Origin of the sequence: Arthrobacter sp. SIMBA_036, assembly GCF_046535135.1 — a bacterium.
Classification (GTDB): Bacteria; Actinomycetota; Actinomycetes; order Actinomycetales; family Micrococcaceae; genus Arthrobacter.
In genome coordinates this window covers 208175-233366 of record NZ_JAWRXG010000001.1, presented here as the reverse complement: position 1 = coordinate 233366, position 25192 = coordinate 208175, and the positions used below count along the sequence as shown (strand labels likewise).

The following is a 25192-nucleotide window of genomic DNA, read 5'->3' as shown; positions in this document are numbered from 1 at the left end:
CGACGTACGACGTCGGTCAGGCCACCTCAGGCGGCAAGAGCAGGGAACCACCCGGGATGGCGTCCAGCAGTGCCTGCGTGTATGCCTCACGGGGGTTATCGAACACGTCGTCAGTGCTGCCCGTTTCCACGAGCTTGCCCTTCTGCATCACACAGACGTGGTCGGCGATTTGCCGAACCACCGCCAGGTCATGGGTGATGAAGAGGTACGTCAAGCCGAGGTTGTCCTGGAGGTCGGCCAACAGGTTGAGCACCTGCGCTTGGACCAAGACATCCAGTGCCGAGACCGCTTCATCACAAATGATCACTTCGGGGTCCAACGCGAGGGCGCGGGCGATGGCAATACGCTGGCGCTGGCCACCGGAGAGCTCGTTGGGGTAGCGGCGCATGGTCGATTGGGGCAGTGCCACTTGGTCCAAAAGCTCCCGGACCTTCTTTTCCCGGCTCGCCTTGTTGCCGATCTTGTGGGTTCGCAGCGGCTCTTCGATGGTCCGGAAGATGTTGTACATCGGGTCCAACGAACCGTATGGATCCTGGAAGATCGGCTGTACACGGCGCCGGAATTTGAACAGGTCCTTGCTGTTCAGCGTGGACGTGTCCACCCCATCAAAAGTGATCTTTCCGGAGGTCGGTTCCAACAGGTTGAGCACCATCTGGGCCACTGTGGACTTTCCGGAGCCTGACTCGCCAACGATCGCGGTAGTGGTTCCACGCTTGACCGCGAACGACACAGAGTCGACGGCAGTGAAGTCCGTGGTTTTACCGATTCCCCCGCGCAGCTTGAAGACTTTGGTCAGATTTTCGACAACCAGGACATCCTCAGGAAGGGCCTCCTTGACAACAACCGGTTCCGTCGGAGCCAGAAGATCTTCCGACTCGATGCCTTGTTCCTTGGCTACCTGGATACGCCGTGACGCCAACGACGGAGCTGAAGCAACCAAGCGCTTGGTGTAAGGGTGCCTCGGGTTTTGCAGCAACTCAAGGGAAGGCCCCGCTTCCACCACTTGGCCGCGGTACATCACAACCACCTTGTCTGCCCGCTCAGCGGCCAACCCAAGGTCGTGGGTGATGAGCAGCACAGCTGTGCCGAGTTCAGTGGTCATCTTGTCCAAGTGATCAAGGATCTGGCGCTGCACTGTGACATCCAGCGCGGATGTCGGCTCGTCGGCGATGAGCAGCCGCGGCTGGCACGACAGGCCGATCGCGATCAGCGCACGTTGCCGCATGCCGCCCGAGAACTCATGCGGATACTGCTTTGCCCTGCGCGCGGCGTCCGGAAGCCCTGCCTCGGAAAGGACTTTGGCGACGTCCTCGGGTCCGGAGGGAAGACCGTTGGCCTTCAACGTCTCCCGCACTTGGAAGCCGATCTTCCAGACCGGGTTCAGGTTTGACATCGGGTCTTGGGGAACCATGCCGATATGGCTTCCGCGGAGCTCAATCATGCGCTTCTCGGAAGCATGGGCGATGTCTTCGCCGTCGAACAGTATTTCGCCTGCGGCGACGCGACCGTTGCCCGGAAGCAACCCGATGGCGGCAAGCGCCGACGTGGACTTCCCTGAACCGGACTCCCCCACGATGGCCACGGTTTCCCCTGGCATCACGGTCAGGTGCGCGTTGCGTACCGCGTTGACTTCACCGTTGCTCGTGACGAAGTTGATGGCGAGGTTCTTGATCTCCAACAACGGACGCTCGGCGTCGGACGATTCTTCCCTGATGTGGACTGATGCATTCATGGCTTCGCCTTTCATCGCTTGCGCGCCTTCGGATCAAGAGCATCACGAAGAGCATCGCCAAGCATGATGAAGCTCAAGACCGTGAGGGATAGGGCGATAGCCGGATACAGCAACGGCAACGGGTTGGACCGAAGTGACGCTTGGGCGGCTTGGATGTCGTTACCCCAGGACATGACACTCGCAGGTAAACCAATGCCCAGGAATGAAAGCGTCGATTCAGCAACAATGAACGTGCCCAAGGAAATAGTGGCAACGACGATGATCGGAGCCAACGAGTTTGGAAGCACGTGCCGCAGCAACGAACGGAAACGGGACACACCCAGGGAACGGGCTGCGACCACGAAGTCAGCATTCCGGACTTCGATCACCGCGCCTCTGGTAATGCGGGCAATTTGAGGCCACCCGAAGATGACCAAGATCAGTACCAACGTCCACACGGTGCGGTTGGCACGGAAGACGGGAAGCTGCATCATGACGATCGCACCCAGGATCAGGGGCAGGGCAAAGAAGATATCCGTGAGCCGGGCCAGCAAGGCGTCAAGCCAGCCGCCGTAATAACCGGCCAAAGACCCTACGATGCCACCGAAGACCACCACGCCGACTGTGGTGAAGAGGCCCACCGTGACGGAGGAGCGGGTGCCGAAAATAACGCGAGCATAGACATCGCAACCTTGCTTGTTGAACCCCAGGGGATGGCCCGCTATCGATCCCCCATTCGAGTTCGCCAGTTGGCAGGCCTCAGAGGAAGGATCGATCGGGGAAAAAAGCCCGGGAAACAGCGAAACGACAACCACCACGAGGATCATGATCACGGAAATGATGAACAGTGGCTGTTTGCGGAGGTTTTTCCACGCTTCACCCCACAAGCTCGAGGGGGCGTTCTCTTCCTTGACCTTGTCGGTGGCCTGCAGCGGGGTCTCGTCGAGGTCGGCGACAAAGTGCTCGATGTGCCGGCGGCCAGTGTCCTGACCGGTCAGGTTATTTTCAGGAGTCATAGCGGATCCTCGGGTCAAGCCAAGCGTAGAGAAGGTCAACAATAAGGTTGGAAACACAGTAGATCAGCACCAGAACGGTGACGATCGAGACCACGGTGGGACCTTCTCCGGACAGCACCGCGCGGTACAGGCGGTTGCCGACGCCGGGAACATTGAAGATGCCCTCCGTGACGATTGCCCCGCCCATGAGCGTGCCGAGGTCCGCACCGAGGAAGGTGATCACTGGAATCAACGAGTTGCGCAGGATGTGCACATTAACCACTCGGAACCGGGACAATCCCTTGGCCGTGGCCGTCCTGACGTAGTCGGCGTTCATGTTTTCGATAACGCTCGTCCTGGTCAGGCGCAGAACGTAAGCGAACGATGCCAGTCCAAGCACAATCGCGGGCAGGATCAGGTCCTGGACTGAAGCGGCGGAACTCACTGTCGGTTTCGCCCAGCCAAGCTGCACGCCGATGAAGAACTGCAGGAGGAAGCCCAGAACGAAGATCGGGATGCCGATCACGATCAGGGACGCGATGAGAACTGTTCCGTCAAAGAACTTGCCTTTACGCAGTCCAGCGACCAGACCAAAGGCAATGCCGAAGACACCCTCGAAAATGAGCGCCATGACGGCCAACCGGGCAGTGACGGGGAAGACTTCACCGAGGACGGCCGCAATCGATCGGCCGGAAAAGTCCTGACCCAAGTCAAAAGTGAAGATGCTCTTGAGGTAGAGCAGGTACTGGACAATGAAGGGCTGGTCCAAGTGGTACTGCGAGCGCAGCTTGGCGGCAACAGCGGCATTGACCGGTTTATCGCCAAACAGGGCAGCGATAGGGTCACCGGGAAGGCTGAAAACCAGGAAATACACCAGGAATGTTGCGCCTATGAATACCGGCAGCAACTGGAGGAATCTTTTGAGGATGTACGTCGCCATTAGCGCGTCACACCCCTGTCTGCAGGCACCCGATCCAAGAGTGCAGCGGAGTTGTTCATCGAAGAACCTTTTTTCGTCTGATGTGCGGGCGGGACCTGCCGCGGCAAGTGCCGCCTGCACAAGGACGCCCAACCGGAGTTGGGCGTTATTGATGTGGGGCTTGGCACGACGGCGGTGGTACTCACGTGAGCACCCCCGCCGTCGTTCCCTACTTACTTACCGGTGATGTCGTAGTACAGCGGGACGCCGTCCCAGCCATAGTCGACATTGCTGACGTTGGTGCTCCAGCCGCCCTGGGCAACCTGGTACCACAGCGGGATGGCGGGGAGGTCCTGCAGCAGGATCTCCTGCGCCTTGTTCATGGCCTTGTTACCGTCAGCCACGGAGGATGCGGAGAGACCGTCGGAGATTGCCTTGTTGAAGGCCGGGTTGTCATAGCGGGCATCGTTGGATCCTGCGCCGGTCTTGTAGATCGGGCCGAGGAAGTTGTACAGCGACGGGTAGTCAGCCTGCCAGCCGGCACGGATTGCGCCCGTCAGCTTGCCGGAGGTAGCCAGGTCGCGTGCTTCCTTGAAGGTCGGGAAGGAAAGGCCTTCCGCCTTGATGCCGAGGTTGTTCTTCAGCTGGTTCGTAACAGCATCGACCCAAGCCTTGTGGCCACCCTTGTCCGCGTTGTACGCGATGGTGAAGGTGGTGTTCGGGTCCCATTTCTGGATGGCGTCTGCCTTGGCCCAGAGTTCCTTTGCCTTGGCCGCATCGAACTTCAGGTTGTCAGAGCCCGGAACGTTGTCGCTGTAGCCATCCAGCACGGGGGACGTGAAGTCCTTGGCGGGCTGGCGGCCACCGCTGAAGATGACTTTGGTGATTTCGTCGCGGTTGATCGCCATCGAGATGGCCTGACGGCGAAGCTTACCGGCTTCACCGCTCCAGGCCGGCAGGTACTCCGGGATCGCGATGGTCTGGTTACCAGCGTAGGGCTTTTCGATTGAACGGTCGCCCAGGTCAGACTTGAAGTTCGCGACAGCGCTGGTGGGAATCGTCTGAAGGACATCCAGGTTGTTGCTGAGCAGGTCCTGGTACGCGGCGTCGTCGTTCTGGTAGATCTTGAACGTGATGCCACCGTTCTTGGCCTTGCGCGGACCGTTGTAGTCCGGGTTCGGAACAAGCGAGATCTGAACGTTGTGCTGCCAGCCGTTCTCGGCCATCTTGTACGGACCGTTACCTACCGGCTTTTCGCCGTAGGTCTTCGGGTCAGCCAAGGCAGCGGACGGAACAGGCATGAAGGCTGTGTAGCCCAGGCGGAGCGGCCAGTCTGATTCGGGCTGCTTGAGCTCAACGGTGAAGGTGGTGTCGTCAACAACCTTCAAGCCGGACATCGTTGTCACGGTGGAGCCCGTAGCACTCGCCTCGTCGTAGCCCTTGATGCTCTCGAAGAAGGTCGCACTCAACTGTGCGTTCTTCGCAGCGGCACCGAAGTTCCAGGAATCAACGAACGTCTTGGCCGTGATGGCTTCGCCGTTGGTAAATTTCTGGTCCTTCTTGATCTTGATGGTGAAGTGCTGGGCGTCAGGCGCCTGGATGGAGTCGGCCAACTCGTTGACGGACTTGCCGTTTGCGTCGTAGCTGACCAGGCCGGCGAAGATCAGGGTGCCGATCTTGCCGCCGCCCACTTCGTTGATGTCGGCGGGCATGATCGGTCGCTGCGGCTCGGAGCCGTCGGCGATGATGACCTTATTGCTGTTGCCCGTTGATGAACTGGAGCTGTTACCGGAGCCGCCACTGCAACCGGACATTGCGAGGGCGAGGATCGCCGCTACGCCTAGAGCTTTGGAAGTGCGCGAGAAACGCATTCCGCCTCCTATGAGTCGTGGAGTTGAGGAGGGAAAATTCATGATCTCCCCCAGGCGCGGACACAGCTAGCTACTGTGACGTTGCCTACATGTGAGTGTAAGCCTACCCACATTGTGTCCGAATGTTGGAACATGCCGGGCAAACCGTAACCGTTCCGCAACCTCCGGATGCCTAAATTGTCGGGGATTTCAAGTCAAACGTTACTCGGTGGTAGCATTCGCTGTCTGACAGCAGGACAGGGCACCTCCTGCGGTGTTCACCCACAGTTTGCCCTGCCGCACCCGGAGATTAATTACTGGTCAGTAGCGTCGAAGGCTCTTGCCAGACCATCTTGGGAGCCTCCGCATGAGCACGAAAAAAACCAGTACCATCATCACGTCCGTCGCCGCGATCATTCTGGCCGCATCCGCCGTCGTTGGCACTGCGGCTGCGCAGGCGTCAAATGGAAACGACCAGAACGGCAGGAAAGACCAGTCCGAAGGACGCGGCCAAACGGACACCGCTCTGGCAACTGCCTTCGGCGGCGTCGACCGCAATACCTCGTGGCAACAGACATCAAAGCTGAAGTTGAACTTCCCCACGTTTCACACCGAGGGAATCGCCTTCAGCCAGGACCACATCTTCCTGTCGTCCGTCCAGATCATTGAGCCGACGGTCAAATTCGCCACTCCGCAAGGCGGCTTTGACCGCACTCCCGGCAAGGGCATCGGTCATTTGTTCGTGATGGACAAGGCGGGAAATTTGCAAAAGGACATTGTCCTGGGTGAGGGCGACATGTACCACCCAGGTGGTATCGACTTCGACGGCACCAATGTATGGGTCCCGGTGGCACAGTACCGGCCCAACAGCAGCGCCATCATCTACCGGATCGATGCTAAGACCATGGACGTGCACAAGCAGTTCGAGGTGAAGGACCACTTCGGCGGCATCGTCATGGACAAAGAGACGGGCCACCTTGTCGGCAACACCTGGGGTTCGCGCCGTTTCGCTGAGTGGGACCTGCAGGGCAAGCAGCTCGCTACTTGGGACAACCCCAACTACTTCATCGACTACCAGGACTGCCAGTACGTACCCCAGTCCAAGATGTTGTGCGCCGGGATCACCAACCTCCCGCAGACGCCTGCAGCGGGCGGAACCAGCGCGACATATGAATTGGGTGGCATCGCCATGATCGACCTCAAGTCGCACAACGTGGTTCGTGACGTTCCGTTCCAGCAATGGTCCACTGCGGGGCACGTAGCCACCCGCAATCCCTTCAAAATGACCGCGGACGGAAACCACCTCACCATGAAGGTCGCTCCGGACAACGGCGACGAAGGCAACGGCACCGAGATCCTCACCTACGAAGCAACGGTCGCCCCCGCCCAGTGAACACGGAGCCGCCGTCGTGGAGCACCGGGCGCCGCCGCTGAGCGCCGCTTGACGGATTCACGACGGCGGCCGCCGCCTTATGATGATGATCAGTCGCCGGTCCATCGTCTAAGGGAAGCCATGCCCCACTCCTCGCAACCGCTACGCAAACTGGGATTCCTCACCATTGGTTTGTTCGATCCCGCGGATCCAGGCGCGGGCCACGAATCGACATTGCAGATCATCGAGTTGGGTGAGCGGCTCGGTTTCGACAGCGCCTGGCTGCGCCACCGCCACCTGCAGTTTGGCATCTCTTCCCCGATTGCCATCATGGCGGCGGCCAGCCAGCGCACCTCGCGCATCGAACTTGGAACCGCGGTAACCCCCATGGGATGGGAAAACCCGCTGCGTTTGGCCGAAGATTTAGCCACTGTGGACCTTCTCGCGGGCGGCCGAATCAATCCAGGCCTGAGCGTGGGCGAACCCATGCACTATGGCACTGTGAAACACGAGTTATACCCGGATTCGGCGGAGCTGGAAGACTTCAGCTACACACGATTGGAACGCTTGGCACGCTTGGTTGCGGGCGAACCGGTACGGGAGTTTTCCGGCAAGCAGGGAGTGGTTGAGGAGTTCTCGAACCGGGTGGAACCGCACTCGAAGGGGCTTCGCGAACGCCTCTGGTACGGGGCGGCCAGCAGGCAATCAGCAACGTGGGCCGGTGCCCACGGATTCAACCTACTCTCCAGCAGTGTGGTCTTCGCCGAGCGGGATCAGGAGCCGGTGTTCGCCAGCATCCAGCAAGACCAGATCCGCGCCTTCCGCGAAGCCGCGGCGGCATCGGCCCAAGCACAGGGACCAGCCCGCGTCTCGCAGGGCTTGGTGGTCATACCCACCGATTCAGCCACGGCGCAACAACGGAAGAAGTACCACCGATACGTTGACGAGCGGACTCCCCGGACCCTGGCTCCCCAAGGGCCCAAAGGCATGCTGTTCGCGCCGGACCTTATTGGTACGAGTGATGAGATCGCGGAGCAGCTGTATGCGCACGCGGGCTTCCAAGAGGTGGACGAGGTGGCGTTCGCGCTGCCCTTTAGCTTCGACCACGAAGACTACATACAAATACTTTCTGACATCGCCACCAAACTAGGACCAGCCCTCGGGTGGGCCCCCGGAGCAACCGCGCCGGCGCGAGCCAACGCGTAGCCCGGCCGAGGGGACCGACACATCAGCTGACTGTCTTGGAGGTTTCCTGATGGGGCGGCTCTGCTACGGCTCCACTAGCTGCCCAACTGGCCAGCAACCGCAATCGCTCAGCGCTGGGCGAGCCTGGCTCCGCAGTGTAGATCATGAGCACGCACCCCGGATCGGCCGTCATAACGAGTTCTTCGTAAGCAAGGGTGAGCTCGCCCACCACGGGATGGTTGAACCGCTTTGTGCCCGCCCCGTGGGTCCGGACGTCATGCGCGCCCCACAGCCGCCGGAATACGTCGCTCTGCGTTGACAACTCACCAACGAGGTTCTGGAGGTCTTTGTCGTTGGGGTCCCGTCCGGCTTCGGTCCGCATGATCGCCACGCACATCCCGGCGAAGAGCTCCCAATCCGGATAGAAGTCCTTGGACGCAGGGTCAAGGAATTGGAACCGGGCCAGATTCGGAGTGCGACCCCCGGAACCGATCAGGGGTGCGTAGAAAGCACGTCCGAGCTCGTTCGTGGCAAGGAGATCCTGATGCTGGTCCCGAACGAAGGCAACGCCGTCGGTAATTGTGTTGAGCACCCAGCGCAAGCTGGGTCGACTGGCGACATTACTCGTTGATCGGCGGCGGGGGCGCCCGGACAGCGGAATGCCGTCGGCCGCGCGGGCAAGGTCAAAGAGGTGGGTCCGCTCCGTGTCATCGAGGAAAAGTGCGCGCGCAATGGCGTCGAGCACGGATGAGGAGGCTCCTCCGAGGGCACCACGTTCGAGCTTTGCGTAGTACTCGACGCTGACGTCCGCGAGCGCGGCAACCTCAGTGCGGCGAAGCCCGGCAACGCGCCTGTTCGGGCCGGCAGGAAGCCCGGCCCGCTCGGGGGTGATCTTTGCCCGGCGCGACATCAAGAACTCGCGTACCTCGGCTTTATTGTCCATGCCACGAGAATACGTCCCTCCAAACTCCGCTGGGGTCCCCTGCTGGTACACCGTTTGATGGAGACTCCCACCCCTGAGACGCCGCGTGTTGACTGGATAAGGATCCCGACACCCTGAGTCGCGAACAAGGAGAAGAATGACCACCACCGCCCCGGCACCGTCCCTGAAGTTAGCCGACGAGCCGAAACGGCTGCCCTTAGCCAGCTTGGCCGCTCTTGCCGTCATAGGCTTTGTACTGGTCGCGATGGAGACCATGCCGGCGGGGCTGCTGCCGGTCATTGCCGCCGGAATGGACATACGCGAAGGCACCGTCGGACTGTTCGTCAGCGCCTATGCCCTAGGCACCGTGATCGTCACCATCCCCGCAATTACGCTGACCCGGGGCATGCGCCGGAAGCCATTGCTCCTCGGCGCTATCGGCGGCCTCATCCTGGCTAATACCACCACTGCCCTTTCAAGCGACGTAGCCCTCTCCCTGGCATCGCGTTTCCTGGCTGGGGCGTTCTCCGGAATCATCTGGGGAATGCTGGCCGCCTACGGCCGGAAGATCAGCCCTCCCTCCCGAGCCGGGCTCTCCTTGGCGGTCGTCTCCGTCGGGGCGCCCGTCGGATTCGCACTCGGCACACCCCTTGGCTCCTGGATCGGAACGAGTCTTGGCTGGCGCTGGGCATTCGCCGGCCTCACAGGGGTTGCCCTCATCGCTGCTGCGTTAATTGCTGTGATCGCGCCCGACGCACCAGGGCAATCCGGGACCTCACCGCTCCCCCTGGTCCGGGTCTTTCGCATTCCGGGTATCGCAGTGATCCTAGCGGTCATTTTCACGTGGATGCTGGCCCACAACACCATCTACACCTACATCGCACCGTACCTGAGGACCACAGGCACCAGTCTCACGGCCGACGTCGAACTCTTCATCTTCGGTGTGGCCTCGATCGCCGGAATCATCATTACCGGTGCGGTCCTGGACCGCCACCCCCGCCCCCTTTTGCACGGAAGCGTCATCGCGTTCATCGCCGCGGCAGTGGTGCTGCTCTTCGGCAATACGTCGGGCCCCGCGATCATCGCGGCCACCATCCTGTGGGGCATCACATTCGGCGGGGCTCCTGCCCAGCTGCAAGCTGCGCTAATTGTCACTGGAGGCGCGGACTCCGACGTCGCAAACTCCTTCTTGCCAGTTGCGTTCAACCTCGCCATCTTCACCGCCGGCGTTCTCGGAGCCGCGTTGCTGACGAACTTCAGCGCCTTGGTACTCACGATCGTGATGATCGTCGGCGGTCTGGCCGCACTCCTACTGACCATCTACGGACGCCGCACGGCGTTCCTCCCCAACTCGTCACCGAAAAAAGGTCAATGATGCCCGATCGCAGTACGCCACGAGCAGGACCGACCAGACGATGGTAGTTGCCACTGTGCGCTTCGCTCCCGGAGCCCGCACCGCCTGGCACTCCCACAGACATGGCCAGTACCTTCCAGTCACCCAGGTGTGGCCCGCTTCGGAGGCCGGGATGGCACTGTCATCGAGGTCCACCCAGGAGCACTGGCACGCGGCCGCCCCCGGTTGCTTCATGGAACACATCGCCCTCCAAACCGGCGAAGACCCCTCCGCCCGACGACCGGGGAGAGCACGTCACCGCCGACGAGTACAACGGCAGGTAGATGACAACTTCAGCGGGGGTCGCAGAAGCTTCAGGAGGTAAACGCTAGACGTTAAACCTGAACTCCACCACGTCGCCGTCGGCCATCACATACTCTTTGCCTTCGATCCGAACCTTGCCCCGGGATTTGGCTTCAGACATGGAACCCGCGTCGATGAGGTCGTCGAAGGAAACAACTTCGGCCTTGATGAACCCGCGTTGGAAGTCGGAGTGGATCACGCCAGCGGCTTGGGGTGCGGTGTCGCCTTGGCGAATAGTCCACGCACGGGTTTCCTTGGGGCCAGCCGTCAGGTAGGTCTGCAGGCCCAGCGTGTGGAAACCGACGCGTGCCAGCTGGTCGAGGCCGGATTCGGTCTGACCGTTCATTTCCAGCATCTCGCGAGCTTCGTCCTCGTCCAGTTCAACGAGGTCCGATTCCAGCTTGGCATCAAGGAAGATGGCGTCCGCAGGGGCCACCAGGGCCCGGAGTTCGTCCTGCTTTGCCGGATCTCCGAGAATTCCTTCATCCGCATTGAAGACGTAAATGAAGGGCTTTGCGGTGAGGAGGCCCAACTCCTTGAGGTGTGCCATCTCCAACTTGTCGCTCTTGATGGACGAGAAAATGGTGTCACCGCGCTCGAGTACAGCTTGTGCGGCCTTGATGGCGGCCAGTTCCGCTGCGTCGCGCTTCTTGATCTTGACTTCTTTTTCGATGCGCGGGATCGCGTTTTCGATGGTCTGGAGATCGGCCAGGATGAGCTCGGTGTTGATGGTCTCCATGTCCGAGCGCGGATCTACCTTGCCGTCCACGTGGATAACATCCGGGTCGTCGAACACGCGCACCACCTGCGCGATAGCCTCGGCTTCGCGGATGTTTGCGAGGAACTTGTTGCCCAAGCCCTCACCCTCCGATGCGCCCTTAACGATCCCGGCAATGTCCACGAAGGAGACCGGCGCCGGCAAAAGACGCTGCGAACCGAAGATCTCCGCGAGCTTAGCCAAACGGGGATCCGGCAGGTTCACGACGCCGACATTCGGTTCGATCGTTGCGAACGGATAGTTCGCAGCAAGCACCTGGTTACGGGTCAGTGCGTTGAAAAGAGTTGATTTGCCGACGTTGGGCAGTCCGACGATGCCAATAGTAAGAGCCACGAGCATAGATTCTACCCGTTGGGGTGTTCTCGGCGCCTACCGCTCCCAAAGCACGCCCCAGCCGCGGTGCCCGGCGCAGTGCCACGGCGCGCCTGCTTTGCTAAAACTGTCGTACCCCTGTGACAGGGTTGCTCCATGGATGGATTTGGATTGGTCTTGGCCCTGTTGATGTTGCTGATCGGCGCCGTCGTCGGTCTCGGTGCCGGTTACGTGCTCTTCCGGCGTCGGGGCGTGGGGTTGGAGGAAGACTTCGACGCCGTATCGTCGCGGCTCTCGGAGGTGACGGCACAACTGGCTGCGGCCGACGCCGAACGGCGCCTGTTGTTTACCCAGAACCGTGAACTCAGCGCTGCCAGGAACACCGACAGCAACGTGCTCCAGGCCTTGGCTCCCGTTGCTGAAAAGCTGACGGCCGTTCAACAACAAGTCGCACTCCTGGAACGGGACAGGGTAGAGCAATATGGTCAGCTCGCCCAGCAGCTCCAAGATGCCCGGTTGTCCGACGAACAACTGCTGCGATCCACGCATGCCTTGGCTTCGGCCCTCCGGTCCAACAGTGCACGCGGACAGTGGGGCGAGGTCCAGCTGCGCCGAGTGGTGGAAGCCTCCGGAATGCTCCGGCACGTCGACTTCCATGAGCAGGTCCACTCCGGCAGCACGGAGAACACCCTGCGGCCGGACCTCGTGGTTCAACTGCCGGGCGGCAAGCAACTGGTAGTGGATGCCAAGGTTCCGCTTTCGGCCTATTTGGAGGCCCAAGAGCAAATCAACGACGGCGGCTCCGCAGGCGAATCAGTGGCGACGGCCGGGCAGCTTAACTCCGGATTGCGTGACCCCAAGGTGCTCCTCGCTAAGCATGCCAAGGCCCTCAAGGCACACATCGATGCCCTGGCAGCCAAGAAGTACTGGGACATTCCCGGGAGCTCACCAGAGCTGGTGATCTGCTTCCTCCCGGCGGAGTCTATTTTGGCTGCGGCCCTCGAAGCCGATCCCGGGTTGCTTGAGTACGCCTTGTCCAAAAACGTGGTGCTCACATCGCCTGGAACGCTACTGGCAGTCCTCAAATCCGTGGCCTTCACATGGCGCCAGGATGTCCTGACGGACAGCGCCCACCAACTCTTCGAGCTTGCCAAGCAGCTGTATGAGCGCATGGGCACCCTCGGGGAGAACGTGGGGAAACTCGGAAGTTCCCTCAAGACGTCCGTCGACCGTTACAACGCCCTGGTAGGGACCTTGGAGGCCCGGGTTCTTCCCACGGCCCGGAAGCTCAATAGCATGGATGACTCCGGTTTGGCCACGCCAATGTCCGTGGAGGCCGTCCCCCGCGGTTTGGCCGCCCCTGAACTGCTCACGGTGGACACCGAGGAATCAGCCGCTTAACGAACTCGCCCGCAGTGCGTCCCCGGAAACGGGGGCACGCTGCGGGTGGCTGCGCTGCGGGTGGTTCTTAGGACGTCGGCACGGTGGCTCTAGGACGTGGGACGGCTCCCGCGGCCGCCGAGTGCCCTGGACACATCGCCAGCCTTCTTTAGGGTTGCCCTCAGCTCCTTGGGCAAAGAGAAGAGCAGGTCTTCCTCAGCTGTGACCACTTCCTGGACCTCGCCATAGCCGTAGTCGGCCAAGAGCCGCAGAACGTCCTGGACAAGCACCTCGGGAACGGAGGCCCCTGATGTCACGCCGACAGTGGCCACGCCCTCAAACCACGCCTCGTCAACCTCGTTGGCAAAATCCACCCGGTAGGAGGTTCGCGCACCGTATTCAAGTGCTACTTCCACCAACCGGACCGAGTTGGAGGAGTTTGCCGAACCGACCACGATGACGAGATCGGCCTGCGGGGCGATCTTCTTGATGGCCACTTGGCGGTTGGTGGTCGCGTAGCAAATGTCGTCGCTGGGCGGATCCTGCAGAGTGGGGAACCGGTCCTTCAGCAGGCGTACGGTCTCCATGGTTTCATCCACGCTGAGGGTAGTCTGCGATAGCCAGATGGTCTTTTCAGGATCGCGGACCGTGACCTTGTCTACCTCATGGGGCCCGTTAATGATTTGGATATGCTCCGGGGCTTCGCCGGCGGTTCCTTCGACTTCCTCGTGGCCGTCATGGCCGATCAAAAGGATGTCGTAGTCCTCCTTGGCGAAGCGAACAGCTTCGCGGTGAACCTTGGTGACCAGCGGGCACGTGGCATCGATGGTGCGCAGCCCTCGATCTTCCGCTGATTGCACCACGGCAGGAGAAACACCATGCGCGGAGAAGATCACCAAGGCGCCCTCGGGCACCTCGTCCGTTTCGTCAACGAAGATGGCGCCCTGTTCTTCCAACGAGGACACGACGTGCACGTTGTGAACGATCTGCTTGCGGACGTACACCGGAGGGCCGTAGTGTTCCAAAGCCTTTTCGACGGCGATGACGGCCCGGTCAACGCCGGCGCAGTAACCCCGGGGGGCTGCCAGGAGAACCTTCTTGGGTCCTGTAACGGGAGCCGCCGCCTGAATCTCTTCCGGGGAACGCCGCCGGCGGGGCACCGTGGGCATGGGAATGGAAACGGCTGTGCTGGTCATCCTTCAATGGTAGCGGCCCGACCCTCGCTAACGGGCGGAACGTGACCATCGTCGCCTTGAGACGATCAGACCTACGAGGCCTACGACGAGCAGGATGCCCGAGGCGAACGCAGCGTCCCACACCCATTCACCAAAGCCCTTTGTTGCTGCTGAGAGGAACTCCTGTTTGAAAAGCTCCGCCACACTGTTCGAACTCGACAGATTGCCTACCACTCCACCGGCAAGCTGGGATCCGGCCATCCAGAGCGCGGCCAATGCGAGTCCTCCAAGCCCCAAGAACAGCAATACCAGGGCGCGCCGACGGGCAGACACCAACGCCAACAAGGCAGATACCACGGCGCCAAGTGCGGCCACCCACCACAGTGGCGCGAAGGCCGAGACCCGCTCAACGAGTTGCCTCTGCGAGGGTTGGCCTAGAGTGACCAGATTTTCCGATGGGACGTCCAGTTTGAATCCAGTAGTGCCGGCGACGTGGTCGCGCACCAGTCTGACCAAGGGTCCGACGTCGAGGACAAGGGCCGTACTGGACGAACCACTCCCCGGTTGGGCGGCGGCGCCGAAGTTGAGGCGATGGCTGTTCCTCACAGTGTCCTGCCACGCCTGGGGGTAGTCGCTCCATGATTGCATTCCCGCGGTGGCACTTTTGAGGACTCCCGCGGCGAGGGATCGGACCGGTTCGGGAAGATTAACCGAGGACTCAAAACTGCCGACGGCGGCCGTGGCCAGGCGGCTCTGGAAATCGGAATCGCTACCTAGTGAACCCGCCAGACGGACAAAACCGTCCTCTTTGACGATGTTCTCGTCCACCCAAGCCGCAGGAACTGCGACGGCGGTGAGCAGCAAGGCGACCACCACTCCCAACGCTGAGACAAAAGTTCGCAAAGCCATCCTTTGAGTCGGGGGTCAAGGAACCATCCTAGGACTGTCCACAGGATAGGAAAAATGTCTCAGCCACACGCTATAGCTGGATAGAGTTGGAAGACTGACCGGCACCCAAGCACCCCAAGACAAGCGCACTCACACAAACGCCCTGGATCAAGCGCCGTACCCCTAGCAAGGACTATCACCATGGAATCACCGTTGCGGCCCCTGGCTCAGGTTCGGAGCAGACATGTCCGCTGACGCCTCCCCGGAATCCACGCTGCCTGGGACCGCGGCAGAAACCAGCCCGGACAACCCGTGGCCCCTTCAGTTGCTCTCACGCAAGCTGAAAGCCCATATTGAAAGGGCACCGGCCGCTTGGATCGAAGGCCAGGTCATCGAACTGAACCGCCGGGGCGGCAATGCGTTCCTCACGCTGCGCGACGTCGACGCCGAAATCTCTTTGCCTGCTTCTGTTTGGTCCACTGTCCTGGACCGCCAGCCGGTGCCCCTGGAACGGGGTTCGCGGGTGGTCGCGCTGGTGAAGGCGGACTTCTGGGTAAAGACTGGTCGCCTCAACATGTCCGTCAAAGACATCAGGCCCGTCGGCCTCGGCGACCTCCTTGCCCGGATCGAACGCCTGCGGCAGGCCTTGGCAGCAGAGGGACTGTTCGCGGATTCCCGAAAACGGAAGCTCCCGCTCCTTCCCCACCGAATCGGGCTGATTACGGGCCGTGATTCCGATGCCAAAAAGGATGTGCTGCGTAACGCGGCACTCCGCTGGCCCGCCGTCGAATTCGATGTCCGGGAGGTTGCGGTGCAGGGCAACACGGCCGTAGCGCAGATCATCGCCGCCCTCACATCGCTGGACGCCGACCCACACATTGACGTCATCGTACTGGCCCGTGGTGGAGGGGCTCTGGAGGATCTCCTGCCGTTCAGTAATGAAGACCTCGTCCGGGCCGTAGCCGCTGCTTCCACTCCTGTGGTGAGCGCAATCGGCCACGAAGCGGACCGCCCTATCCTGGACGACGTGGCCGATCTCCGTGCCTCCACGCCCACGGACGCCGCCAAGCGCATCGTGCCCGACGTGAGCGAGGAATTGGCGGTGGTGCGCCAAGCGCGCGAGCACTTGCGGCGCAGTGTGGGCCGCATGGTGGATCGGGAGACGGACCGGCTCCACTCGTTGAGGTCCCGGCCTGTCCTGGCGTCGCCGGATTCGATGGTGGCCACCCGCGCGGATGACGTTGCACGTCTCCAACAGCGGGCACATTCAGCAGTGTCCACTGCGCTTGTTCGGTCTTTGGACCAAGTGCATCACCTGCGCGCCCAAGTACGGGCATTGTCCCCCCAAAAGACCTTGGACCGGGGCTACGCGGTGGTCCAAGTGGTCGGGGCAGACCACGCAGGGCATACGGTGGTGAGCAGCCCGAGGCAAGCCCCAAAAGGCACGGAATTGGCCATACGCGTGGCCGAAGGCCGTTTCCGGGCGGTGTCGTCCGGTCATGGCGAAATCGCCGAACCATGAATTTCGAAACACCTGACGTAAGGATCACCATGACTGAGAAGACTCCGGCAGCGCCGGCCCACGACTCATTGGATGCCCTCAGCTACGAGGAAGCCCGCGAACAACTGGTCGCCGTCGTGGGCCGTCTCGAAGCCGGCGGCGCGAGCTTGGAGGAGTCACTCGCCCTCTGGGAACGGGGCGAATCACTGGCCAAGCGTTGCGAGGACTGGCTTGAGGGTGCCCGCAAGCGCCTGGCCAGCGCACGGGACGCCCAGACGGACCCCAACGCAGACCGGACGAAGCCGCAGCCCTAGGAGTTCATGACGAGCGTGCGTTCGGCCGCCACGTCGAACTCTGCGGACGGCCACGTCAGGGACATGCCTTCGAGAGCCTCCAACAATAGCTGCTGCACGGCGATGCGCGCATACCATTTCTTGTTGGCCGGAACCACATGCCACGGCGCCATCCCGGTGGAGGTCTTCTCGAAAGCAACGCTGTAAGCATCCATATAGGAGCCCCAGAACGCCCGCTCGGCCAGGTCAGTCTGACTGTATTTCCAGTGTTTACTGGGATCGTCAAGCCTGGCGATAAGGCGTTTCTTTTGCTCGTCCTGGCTAATGTTGAGCATGACTTTGATGATGGTAGTGCCATCCTCGACCAGCCGGGCCTCGAAGTCGTTAATGGCGGCGTACCGCCGTTCCAGTTCGGCGGCGTCAGCCCACCCATGGACCCTGTGGATCAGTACGTCCTCGTAATGGGAACGGTCGAAAACGCCCACCATTCCGGCCTCAGGGGACCGCTTTTCGATCCGCCAGAGGAAGTCATGGGACTTCTCTTCATCCGTCGGGGCTTTGAAGGCCGCCAACTGCACGCCTTGTGGATCCATCGAACCCACCACGTGGCCAATGATTCCGCCTTTGCCCGCTGTGTCCATGGCTTGGAGTATGAGCAGGAGCCGTTTGTCGCTGCCGAACTTGCCCTCGGCAAAGAGCCTTTCCTGAAGTCCGGCGAGGCGGGTCTTTTGGGCGGCCAGAAGCTGCTTGCCATCGGACTTCTTGCCCTTGTAACCGGGCGTGGAGTTCGGATCGACGCCGGCAAGCGAGAACCCGGGCTCCACTTTCAGGGTCTTGGCGGGACTCTTGGCGAACTCAAGTGCATCTACCATTGGCATGCCTTTCTGCCCGGCGGCCCCCGTGGCTCGCCTTGGACCTCAGGCTAGTTGCCCGGATACCTCGACAGGAAGTCCGCCATGCGGTTGATGGCTTCTTCAATGTCTTTGACGTTGGGCAAAGTGACCATTCGGAAGTGGTCAGGGCGGACCCAGTTGAACGCCCTGCCGTGCGACACCAGGATCTTCTGTTCCTTGAGAAGGTCCAGGACGAACTTCTCGTCGTCCCTGATGTGGTGGACCTCGGGGTCCAGCTTCGGAAAGAGGTAAAGCGCCCCCCGTGCCTGCTGGGTGCTGACGCCCGGGATGGCGTTGAGGAGATCGTAGGCTTTGTTGCGCTGTTCCAAGAGCCTGCCGCCGGGCAGGATGAGGTCATTGATGCTTTGGTACCCGCCGAGCGCCGTCTGGATGGCATGCTGTGCCGGAACGTTGGCACACAGGCGCATGTTGGCCAAGAGATTGATGCCCTCAAGGTAGTCCGAAGCATTTTTCTTGGGGCCGGAAATGGCCATCCAGCCTGCCCGGTAACCGCACACACGGTACGCCTTGGACAATCCGCTGAAGGTCAGGCAGAGGACGTCATCGCCGGTGAGTGACGCCAGGTTTACGTGGACCGCGTCTTCGTACAGGATCTTTTCGTAGATCTCATCGGCAAACACCACCAGCCCGTGTTTCTCTGCCAAGGCCACAATTTTTTTGAGCGTCTCTTCGGGGTAGACGGCACCCGTGGGGTTGTTGGGATTGATGACCACGATTCCCTTAGTGTGGGGCGTGATCTTTGACTCCATGTCCTCAAGATCGGGCTGCCAGCCGGAGTTCTCGTCGCACAAATAGTGCACAGGACGGCCGCCGGCCAAGGCCACTGACGCGGTCCACAAGGGGTAGTCGGGCGTGGGGATGAGGACTTCATCACCGTCGTCCAAAAGCGCCATGAGGGACATGGTGATCAGTTCGCTGACGCCGTTTCCCAAGTAGATATCGTCAACGTGGATGTTCTGGATGCCACGCGTCTGGTAGTACTGCGAGACCGCCGTGCGAGCGGAAAAGATACCTCGCGAATCGCTGTATCCCTGGGCGTTGGGCAGGTGCCGGATCATGTCCACCAAGATCGCGTCGGGCGCCTCGAAACCGAAAGGCGCCGGGTTGCCGATGTTCAGTTTGAGGATCCGGTGACCCTCGGCTTCCATCTGCTGGGCGGCCTGCAGGATCGGTCCACGGATGTCGTAGAGGACATTATGAAGCTTCGTGGACTGCTTGAAATTCGCCATTCCTCAAATATGCCACATGGGTGATGGACTCCTTCGGAGATGTCCGTCACACACGCGTACGACGACGGCGACAGACCCGCCTGGGTCTGTCGCCGTCGTCGTACGCTGTTTTTTAGGAGACCTACTTAACGATTCCCTTGTCTTTCAACCAAGCGGCAGCTGCATCCTTGGCACTTTGCTTCTGGTTGCCGCTGACGGCGCGATTCAGCTTCACCAGGTCGTCGCTGGTGAGGATCTTGGACACGTTGTTCAGTGCATCCTTGGCCTTGTCCGTCATCTTGGCCTTGCTGTACAGGGGCAGCACCTGCTGGGCCTTGAAGTTGTTCTTGGGATCTTCGAGGATGACAAGGTCATTATCCGCAATTGACGGTGTGGTGGTGAAGATATCTGCCACCTGTACCTGGTCCGAAAGCAGAGCCTGCAGGGTCAGGTTCCCGCCGCCGTCGTTGAACGGCTGCAGGCCCTTGAGCTCGCAGTTGTAGTTGGCCTTCAGGCCAGGGAACCCGTAGGACCGTGTCTCGAAAGTTGCCGGGGCCCCCATGGTGAGGTCCTTGCAGACCTTGGCAAGATCCTCGATGGATTTGAGCTGGTACTTTTGCTGCGTCGCCTTGGTCACCACCATGGCGTCCTTGTCCTCAGCCTTCGCCGGATCCAGCACCCCAAGACCGGACGGCAGCTTCCCTTGGAGCGCCTTGTACACGTCATCGGCGGAGACCTGGGTAGCCGACGTGTCCAAATAGGACAGCAGGTTCCCGGAATAGTCCGGAACAAGGTCAATGGAACCGTCCTGGACGGCCTTGTAATAGATCTCCCGGGATCCGATGTTGGGCTTGGTGGTGGCAGTGATGCCTGCGGCGTTCAAGGCACCGGCATAGATTTCACCGATGATCTGGCTTTCCGGAAAGTCGGCAGAGCCGACAACCAACGGACCGCCGGCGGCGCCCCCGCTCGCTGCCGACGTCGAGGGCGTGGCCAGCGGGCTGCCACCGCAGGCGCTCAAGGCGAGGGCCACGCCGATGCCGGCGGCGAGCCCACCCAACCCACGGCGGGTCAGGGGCATGGATACAGGGTTTTTCATGGTGTACCTCCTTGAAGGACAGCTCCGGCGGGAGCTGGGGCTGCGAGATCGTCGGCCGCCGTCTGGCGTCCGCGTGAGTCGAGAGTCAAGCCAGGCGAGAGAACCAGTCTCTGCACCCCGGCAAGGATGAGGTCTACAGCGATCGCCAGCGCAGCGATCAGCAACGAGCCGCCCAGCATCCTGGGGAAATCCTGCAGGACAAGGCCATCGAACAGGTAGCGTCCCAATCCGCCCAACGGCAGGTAGGCCACTACAGACACTGTTGCAATCACTTGCAGGACGGCCGTCCTGATACCGCCGAACATCACGTGAAGGCCGTTGGGCAACTCAACCCGGAACAAGACCTGGAGTTCGGTCATGCCCACGGCCCGGGCAGCGTCCACCACTGTGGCATCAACGCTGGAGATGCCGGCGTACGTTCCTGCCAACAACGGCGGCACCGTCAGGATGACGAGCGCCCAGACAGGCGGCATCAGCCCGCTCCCGGCCAGCAAGGCGAAGAGCACCAACAACCCAAGAGTGGGCAGTGCGCGCAGGGCACCTGCCACGGCGACAGCGACCACGCGACCACGGCCGGTGTGGCCGATGAACAGGCCGATCGGAACCGCGATCACGGCTGCGATAACCAATACCAAGGCGCTGTACTGAAGGTGTTCAAGAAGACGGTTGGGTATGCCGCTGATGCCGCGCCAGTGTGCGGGATCAGCTAGCCAGGCAAGAGTGTCGGCGAAGATGTTCATACGGGCGCTCCCGCCGGTTTAGGCACAGCCTTGCTGCCCCCAAGTGCCCGTGTCCAAGGCGTCAGCAGCCTCTCCAGGACAACGAGGACCGCGTCCATGAGCAGGGCGAGAACCAGGATGGCGAGGATTCCCACCACCACCTCGGTGACGAAGTTGCGCTGGAGGCCGTCCGTGAAGAGGATACCGAGGTTACCGACGCCCAAGAGGGCGGCGACACTGACCAGGGAAATGTTGCTGACCGAGACAACCCGCAGGCCAGCGAACAGCACTGGAAGTGACAACGGCAAATCCACCCGGAAGAAGCGAGCGGTGGGCTTGAAGCCCATGGCCACGGCGGCGTTGCGGAGTTGATCATCCACGGAGTCAAAGGCGTCCATGGCAGCCCGGACCAGCAGTGCGACTGCATAGATCGTCAGGGCCACCACCACGTTGAGGGGGTCCAGGATCCTGGTGCCCAGGATCGTGGGAAGGATGATGAAAAGGGCCAACGAAGGAATGGTGTAGAGCAGCGAGGTGGCCGTTGTGACCACCGAACGCAGGACCCGGTTTTGCCTGGCCAACTGAGCCAAGGGAACTGAGATCACGAGTCCCAAAACCATAGGGATGACGGCCAGCAGCAGGTGCTGTCCGGCCAACCCAAAGATCATGCCGCTGTTAGCCAGGAACCATTCCATCAGGTGGCGTCCTCCCTGTGGTGGCGGACTTCTTCGATCAGCGCCAGGACCTCGGGCGCCTTCAAGACTCCGGCCACCCGGCCGTCGTCGTCCACCGCTACACCGAGGCCCGACGGCGAGGACAACGCTGCGTCCAGCGCGCGGCGCAAGGTGTCTCCCTTGCGGAAGAGGGAGCCACCGGGAATCAGTCCGGCACCATCCCGGGGCGAGGACCAACCCAAAGGACGCGAGTCCGCGTCCACAACAAGCGCCCACTCCCCCGTTTCCCGGCCGGCGTTTGTTCCGTCGGAGGCGCTGACCGTTGCAACGGGGTGAAGCGTCACGGCGTCTGCCACGTTGAAGGCAAGGTGGCGGAACCCGCGGTCGCGACCGACGAATGACGCGACGAAGTCGTTGGCGGGGGCCCGGAGGATCTCCTCGGGCGCTGCGTACTGCGCGAGTTTGCCCCCGACAGCGAACACGGCCACCTTGTCACCGAGGACGGTCGCTTCGTCGATGTCGTGCGTGACAAAGACGATGGTCTTGGCAAGTTCGCGTTGAAGGCGCAGCAACTCCTGCTGGAGTTCGTCGCGGACAACGGGATCCACTGCGCTGAAAGGCTCGTCCATGAGCAGCACAGGCGGATCCGCCGCCAGCGCCCTGGCAACGCCGACGCGCTGTTGTTGGCCGCCCGAGAGTTGTGAGGGGTAGCGTTTGCCCAGTACCGGATCGAGCCCCACGACGTCGAGCAGTTCCGCGGCCCGCTTGCGCGCCACGGCCTTCGAAACTCCGTTGAGCCGCGGAACTGTTGCCACATTGTCCAGTACCGAACGGTGCGGCAGCAGCCCGGCCGACTGCATCACGTAGCCCATGGAGCGGCGAAGCTCAGCAGCGGGCACTTGCGAAACGTCCTTGCCGCCCACGGTGATGGTCCCCTTGGTGGGCTCGACCATACGGTTGATCATCCGCAAGGAGGTGGTCTTGCCGCACCCCGAGGGACCCACGAATACGGTAATAGCGCCCTTGTCCACGGACATGGTTAAGGCGTCCACGGCCGGTTGCCCACTTTGGTATTGCTTGGTGACGCTCTGGAACTCAATCATGGCTTCAGCCATACCCGGGCTTACCTATCTGTGGAGGACAACTTTGGTGGAGCCTAACGACCGTCACTCTTATTGAGAGGCCGCAACGCTGCTATCTGGCCGCACAGTAAAATCTTCCCCCAGAGTAACCAGCCCGGCCGAGGATGTCAGCGGCGCCACGTATTCCGTAATGAATCGGCAATCTTCCTGCTGTCTTCAGGCGAGTTTTCCGTCCACCGGACGCTCCCAGTACAGCCGTAGGGCGACATCCACCAAGGACACCCGCTGTAGCCCCGGCACTTTCTCCAAGGGAATCCAGGCCGCATGCGTGGTGCTGCCATCCACCTCATGGGTTAGTTCACCGCCCACCACAGTGGCTTCATAGACCAACCGAAGAGCTTGGAAGTCCCTGACGGAACCGTCCGCTTGAACGCCCCGGGGCCAGTGCCCGACGTCGATTCCCAGCATCCGTTCGATCTTGGCGTGATATCCGGTTTCTTCGAAAACTTCCCGGCGACACCCGTCCACGGGATGCTCGGCGAGGTCCAGCCCGCCGCCGGGCAAGGTCCAACCCTCTTTGTTGTCCTGCTTCCAATAGGCCAACAGAATCAGGCCATCGCGGATGATGACGGCGTAGGCGGCAGGGCGGGTGTCGAAGTCCAGGCTCATGATGCCAGCTTAGGGGTGCGCTCCAGGCGGCCGGACGTTAAGGGAGTTCCGCTGCCGCGATAGGGCCCGCTTCCACGGGTCCCAGGTCCGGCGCGTCCCGAAGTTCGACGACGGTCCCCGGCTTGCCCAGTTCGAGCACCTTGACGCTGTTGCGTCCGGCCTTGAGCAAGGGGGCCGGTGCGTACAGTGTGACTTGCGGACCTTTGTTCCAATAACGGCCCAGCAAGAAGCCATTGAGCCACAGGAATCCTTTGCCCGAATCCGGGAGTGCAATGTAGGTATCGGCAGGAACGTCCACGTCGAACTCGGCCACGGCCAGGCCTTCCAGGCGTGCGGGTTCCCACTCGGCGAGCGCAAGAGGAATGTGCGTCCAATGGAACGTATACCGCTGGTTGACCAGGACGCCGCCCAGGATCCCCTTCCCCTGTCCGATCAGCGGCCCGTAGTTGATCCGGCCAAGGTTTTCCACCAGGATCTCGATCTTTGCCGGAGCTCCTGTGCCGGTAGCCACCACACCCTCGTCCCCGGATGTGTCGTCCAGTACCCCGGCAAACATCCCGTCGATCCAAAGATAGGCGCGGTCGTGAAGCCCGGTGATTCTCAACCGGCACTCGGCGGGTGCATCCGGAAGTCCCGGCAGGATGGCCGTTGCCGCGTAGAGGACCATCCCGCCGTCGAGCCCCAACTCTTCGAAGCTGAGCGGCCTGGCGCTGTGGACCGGCTCGCCGGCACCCCGTGCCAGCGTCAGCACGTCCTGCCCTCCGGATAGCGGCAACGATCGCGCAGGAACAATTGGATTATCCGCGAGCAGCTCCGGCGGGAGCTCAGGCAGCTCCGTTATTTTCTGCGCTCCATAAAACTCCTGGCGCAGGGCATGGAACTTCGATGTCAGCGTGCCGTTCTCGGCAATAGGAGCATCGGAGTCGTAACTGGTCACCGTCGGTTGAAGCCTGGTGCCATCGTGGTTGCTGCCCGAGCCCAAGCCAAAGTTGGTTCCTCCATGGGCCATGTAGACACACAAAGAACCGCCGAGATCCAGGATCTTGCGGGCTTCCTGTGCGGCCTCTTCGGCGTCGCGTCGGTGATGGGGCTCGCCCCAATGATCGAACCAACCGCCCCAGAATTCGACGTTGAAGAAGGGTTCATCAGGCCGCCGTCGTTTCCATGTCGCCACGGCTTCATCGCCCCGGCTTCCCAGCGTCGCCGTCGCCCACGTTCCTTCCACTGAGCCGCCGTCGAGGAAATAGTCCGTGCCGCCGTCGGCCGTGAACAGGAGTTCAGTGATGCCGCCTTGTTCCTGCAGGCGCTTGTTCCAGCGGATGTATTCATGGTCATCGCCGTAGCTGCCGTATTCATTTTCAATCTGCACGGCGACCACCGGACCGCCATTGGCCGCCTGCCGGGCGGCGATGATGGGCAGAAGGTGACCGAACCATTCCTCGACGGCGGCCGTAAACATCGGGTCAAGGCACCGGAGGCCGATTCCGGGGATACCTGTCAGCCACGCCGGGAACCCGCCGTTATCCCATTCGGCGCAAATGTACGGACCCGGACGGACGATCACGTCCAGGCCCTCCTGCTGGGCGAGGTCGATAAAGTGGCCGAGGTTCCGCCAGCCAGTGAAGTCCGGAGCCGCGCCGCGCTTGGGTTGGTGAAAGTTCCACGCCACGTAGGTATCCACGGTGTTGGCACCCATCGCTTTGAGCCGACGCAGCCGGTCCTGCCAGAGTTCCGGGTGGACACGGAAATAGTGGATGGCTCCTGCGAGGATGCGGTACGGTTCACCCGAGCGGTAAAGGACAGCGTCACCATAGCTCAGCAGGGCGTTGTTCATAGTGAGCAGATTAGCT

The 25192-nt window shown here is 61.5% G+C and carries 22 protein-coding genes and 1 pseudogene; 7 read left to right on the top strand and 16 right to left on the bottom strand.

Translation table 11 applies throughout. The features are described from left to right. Positions 1-16: 16 nt before the first annotated feature. The 4 genes from SB659_RS01120 to SB659_RS01105 all read right to left on the bottom strand — a co-directional run bounded on the left by SB659_RS01120 (position 17) and on the right by SB659_RS01105 (position 5496). Complete coding sequence (locus SB659_RS01120) at positions 17-1732, bottom strand: dipeptide ABC transporter ATP-binding protein (protein WP_284978932.1); 1716 nt, start codon at positions 1730-1732, stop codon at positions 17-19. A gap of 11 nt (positions 1733-1743) precedes the next feature. Further along, positions 1744-2727, bottom strand: coding sequence for an ABC transporter permease (locus tag SB659_RS01115; RefSeq protein WP_284975949.1), 984 nt, complete (start codon positions 2725-2727; stop codon positions 1744-1746). Beyond that, complete coding sequence (locus tag SB659_RS01110; protein WP_284975948.1) at positions 2717-3646, bottom strand: ABC transporter permease; 930 nt, start codon at positions 3644-3646, stop codon at positions 2717-2719. Before SB659_RS01110 ends, SB659_RS01115 begins: the two co-directional genes overlap by 11 nt. A 212-nt stretch (positions 3647-3858) precedes the next feature. Then, complete coding sequence (locus tag SB659_RS01105; protein ID WP_284975947.1) at positions 3859-5496, bottom strand: ABC transporter substrate-binding protein; 1638 nt, start codon at positions 5494-5496, stop codon at positions 3859-3861. 346 nt (positions 5497-5842) lie between these two features. Here SB659_RS01105 and SB659_RS01100 point away from each other — a divergent pair, with 346 nt between their 5' ends. Continuing rightward, entirely contained in the window at positions 5843-6868 is a 1026-nt protein-coding gene (locus tag SB659_RS01100; RefSeq protein WP_410549242.1) for a DUF6454 family protein, read from the top strand. 120 nt (positions 6869-6988) lie between these two features. Continuing rightward, entirely contained in the window at positions 6989-8053 is a 1065-nt protein-coding gene (locus SB659_RS01095; protein WP_284978935.1) for an LLM class flavin-dependent oxidoreductase, read from the top strand. A gap of 22 nt (positions 8054-8075) precedes the next feature. Here the strand turns inward: SB659_RS01095 and SB659_RS01090 are convergent, their stop codons facing one another. Beyond that, positions 8076-8975: a helix-turn-helix transcriptional regulator gene (locus SB659_RS01090; protein WP_410549241.1), complete on the bottom strand. Its 900-nt coding sequence runs from the start codon at positions 8973-8975 to the stop codon at positions 8076-8078. Between the two features lie 136 nt (positions 8976-9111). Between SB659_RS01090 and SB659_RS01085 the strand changes: the two genes are divergently transcribed. Together SB659_RS01085 and SB659_RS01080 are read left to right on the top strand one after the other, a co-directional pair. After that, on the top strand, positions 9112-10329 hold the full coding sequence (locus tag SB659_RS01085) for an MFS transporter (protein WP_410549240.1): 1218 nt from the start codon (positions 9112-9114) through the stop codon (positions 10327-10329). Positions 10330-10360: 31 nt separating this feature from the next. Then, positions 10361-10631 (top strand): annotated as a pseudogene (locus SB659_RS01080) (cupin domain-containing protein); the annotation flags it as partial. A gap of 44 nt (positions 10632-10675) precedes the next feature. On the opposite strand, the gene ychF reads toward SB659_RS01080, so the two are convergent. Then, entirely contained in the window at positions 10676-11761 is a 1086-nt protein-coding gene (gene ychF / locus SB659_RS01075) for a redox-regulated ATPase YchF (protein WP_284975941.1), read from the bottom strand. Positions 11762-11896: 135 nt separating this feature from the next. Between ychF and SB659_RS01070 the strand changes: the two genes are divergently transcribed. Then, positions 11897-13141 (top strand): DNA recombination protein RmuC, encoded by a 1245-nt coding sequence (locus tag SB659_RS01070; protein ID WP_410549239.1) that lies wholly within the window; start codon positions 11897-11899, stop codon positions 13139-13141. An 89-nt stretch (positions 13142-13230) separates the two neighbouring features. On the opposite strand, the gene SB659_RS01065 is transcribed toward SB659_RS01070, so the two are convergent. Then, positions 13231-14316, bottom strand: coding sequence for a 4-hydroxy-3-methylbut-2-enyl diphosphate reductase (locus tag SB659_RS01065; protein ID WP_284978940.1), 1086 nt, complete (start codon positions 14314-14316; stop codon positions 13231-13233). Between the two features lie 27 nt (positions 14317-14343). After that, positions 14344-15204: a hypothetical protein gene (locus SB659_RS01060; RefSeq protein WP_410549238.1), complete on the bottom strand. Its 861-nt coding sequence runs from the start codon at positions 15202-15204 to the stop codon at positions 14344-14346. 223 nt (positions 15205-15427) lie between these two features. Here SB659_RS01060 and xseA point away from each other — a divergent pair, with 223 nt between their 5' ends. Together xseA and SB659_RS01050 are read left to right on the top strand one after the other, a co-directional pair. Continuing rightward, the gene (gene xseA, locus SB659_RS01055; RefSeq protein WP_410549237.1) at positions 15428-16705 is read left to right on the top strand and encodes an exodeoxyribonuclease VII large subunit; all 1278 of its coding nucleotides are present in this window, start codon (positions 15428-15430) and stop codon (positions 16703-16705) included. 29 nt (positions 16706-16734) lie between these two features. Continuing rightward, positions 16735-16998 (top strand): exodeoxyribonuclease VII small subunit, encoded by a 264-nt coding sequence (locus SB659_RS01050; protein WP_410549236.1) that lies wholly within the window; start codon positions 16735-16737, stop codon positions 16996-16998. On the opposite strand, the gene SB659_RS01045 is transcribed toward SB659_RS01050, so the two are convergent. The 8 genes from SB659_RS01045 to SB659_RS01010 form a co-directional block, all read right to left on the bottom strand. After that, positions 16995-17849, bottom strand: coding sequence for a polyphosphate kinase 2 family protein (locus tag SB659_RS01045; protein WP_410549235.1), 855 nt, complete (start codon positions 17847-17849; stop codon positions 16995-16997). The genes SB659_RS01050 and SB659_RS01045 overlap by 4 nt on opposite strands. A 50-nt stretch (positions 17850-17899) precedes the next feature. Beyond that, positions 17900-19120, bottom strand: coding sequence for a pyridoxal phosphate-dependent aminotransferase (locus SB659_RS01040; protein ID WP_410549234.1), 1221 nt, complete (start codon positions 19118-19120; stop codon positions 17900-17902). A 121-nt stretch (positions 19121-19241) separates the two neighbouring features. Further along, on the bottom strand, positions 19242-20198 hold the full coding sequence (locus SB659_RS01035; protein WP_410549233.1) for an ABC transporter substrate-binding protein: 957 nt from the start codon (positions 20196-20198) through the stop codon (positions 19242-19244). Beyond that, positions 20195-20938: an ABC transporter permease gene (locus tag SB659_RS01030; protein ID WP_284975932.1), complete on the bottom strand. Its 744-nt coding sequence runs from the start codon at positions 20936-20938 to the stop codon at positions 20195-20197. The genes SB659_RS01035 and SB659_RS01030 overlap by 4 nt, the downstream gene beginning before the upstream one ends. Continuing rightward, the gene (locus tag SB659_RS01025) at positions 20935-21612 is read right to left on the bottom strand and encodes an ABC transporter permease (RefSeq protein ID WP_410549232.1); all 678 of its coding nucleotides are present in this window, start codon (positions 21610-21612) and stop codon (positions 20935-20937) included. Before SB659_RS01025 ends, SB659_RS01030 begins: the two co-directional genes overlap by 4 nt. Continuing rightward, positions 21612-22706 carry an ABC transporter ATP-binding protein gene (locus tag SB659_RS01020; protein ID WP_284978946.1) on the bottom strand — a complete coding sequence of 365 codons (1095 nt, stop codon included), beginning with the start codon at positions 22704-22706 and terminating at the stop codon, positions 21612-21614. The genes SB659_RS01025 and SB659_RS01020 overlap by 1 nt, the downstream gene beginning before the upstream one ends. Before the next feature lie 183 nt (positions 22707-22889). Continuing rightward, positions 22890-23342: an NUDIX hydrolase gene (locus SB659_RS01015; protein WP_410549231.1), complete on the bottom strand. Its 453-nt coding sequence runs from the start codon at positions 23340-23342 to the stop codon at positions 22890-22892. Positions 23343-23379: 37 nt separating this feature from the next. Next, positions 23380-25176, bottom strand: a complete 1797-nt coding sequence (locus tag SB659_RS01010) for a glycoside hydrolase family 35 protein (protein ID WP_410549230.1) — start codon at positions 25174-25176, stop codon at positions 23380-23382. Positions 25177-25192: the final 16 nt, after the last annotated feature.

Excerpts from the sequence above, each read along its gene's own strand:
- SB659_RS01120 (WP_284978932.1), bottom strand. The coding sequence starts at position 1,732 with ATGAATGCATCAGTCCACATCAGGGAAGAATCGTCCGACGCCGAGCGT.
- SB659_RS01115 (WP_284975949.1), bottom strand. The coding sequence starts at position 2,727 with ATGACTCCTGAAAATAACCTGACCGGTCAGGACACTGGCCGCCGGCAC.
- SB659_RS01110 (WP_284975948.1), bottom strand. The coding sequence starts at position 3,646 with ATGGCGACGTACATCCTCAAAAGATTCCTCCAGTTGCTGCCGGTATTC.
- SB659_RS01105 (WP_284975947.1), bottom strand. The coding sequence starts at position 5,496 with ATGCGTTTCTCGCGCACTTCCAAAGCTCTAGGCGTAGCGGCGATCCTC.
- SB659_RS01100 (WP_410549242.1), top strand. The coding sequence starts at position 5,843 with ATGAGCACGAAAAAAACCAGTACCATCATCACGTCCGTCGCCGCGATC.
- SB659_RS01095 (WP_284978935.1), top strand. The coding sequence starts at position 6,989 with ATGCCCCACTCCTCGCAACCGCTACGCAAACTGGGATTCCTCACCATT.
- SB659_RS01090 (WP_410549241.1), bottom strand. The coding sequence starts at position 8,975 with ATGGACAATAAAGCCGAGGTACGCGAGTTCTTGATGTCGCGCCGGGCA.
- SB659_RS01085 (WP_410549240.1), top strand. The coding sequence starts at position 9,112 with ATGACCACCACCGCCCCGGCACCGTCCCTGAAGTTAGCCGACGAGCCG.
- SB659_RS01070 (WP_410549239.1), top strand. The coding sequence starts at position 11,897 with ATGGATGGATTTGGATTGGTCTTGGCCCTGTTGATGTTGCTGATCGGC.
- SB659_RS01065 (WP_284978940.1), bottom strand. The coding sequence starts at position 14,316 with ATGACCAGCACAGCCGTTTCCATTCCCATGCCCACGGTGCCCCGCCGG.
- SB659_RS01060 (WP_410549238.1), bottom strand. The coding sequence starts at position 15,204 with ATGGCTTTGCGAACTTTTGTCTCAGCGTTGGGAGTGGTGGTCGCCTTG.
- xseA (WP_410549237.1), top strand. The coding sequence starts at position 15,428 with ATGTCCGCTGACGCCTCCCCGGAATCCACGCTGCCTGGGACCGCGGCA.
- SB659_RS01050 (WP_410549236.1), top strand. The coding sequence starts at position 16,735 with ATGACTGAGAAGACTCCGGCAGCGCCGGCCCACGACTCATTGGATGCC.
- SB659_RS01045 (WP_410549235.1), bottom strand. The coding sequence starts at position 17,849 with ATGGTAGATGCACTTGAGTTCGCCAAGAGTCCCGCCAAGACCCTGAAA.
- SB659_RS01040 (WP_410549234.1), bottom strand. The coding sequence starts at position 19,120 with ATGGCGAATTTCAAGCAGTCCACGAAGCTTCATAATGTCCTCTACGAC.
- SB659_RS01035 (WP_410549233.1), bottom strand. The coding sequence starts at position 20,198 with ATGAAAAACCCTGTATCCATGCCCCTGACCCGCCGTGGGTTGGGTGGG.
- SB659_RS01030 (WP_284975932.1), bottom strand. The coding sequence starts at position 20,938 with ATGAACATCTTCGCCGACACTCTTGCCTGGCTAGCTGATCCCGCACAC.
- SB659_RS01025 (WP_410549232.1), bottom strand. The coding sequence starts at position 21,612 with ATGGAATGGTTCCTGGCTAACAGCGGCATGATCTTTGGGTTGGCCGGA.
- SB659_RS01020 (WP_284978946.1), bottom strand. The coding sequence starts at position 22,706 with ATGGCTGAAGCCATGATTGAGTTCCAGAGCGTCACCAAGCAATACCAA.
- SB659_RS01015 (WP_410549231.1), bottom strand. The coding sequence starts at position 23,342 with ATGAGCCTGGACTTCGACACCCGCCCTGCCGCCTACGCCGTCATCATC.
- SB659_RS01010 (WP_410549230.1), bottom strand. The coding sequence starts at position 25,176 with ATGAACAACGCCCTGCTGAGCTATGGTGACGCTGTCCTTTACCGCTCG.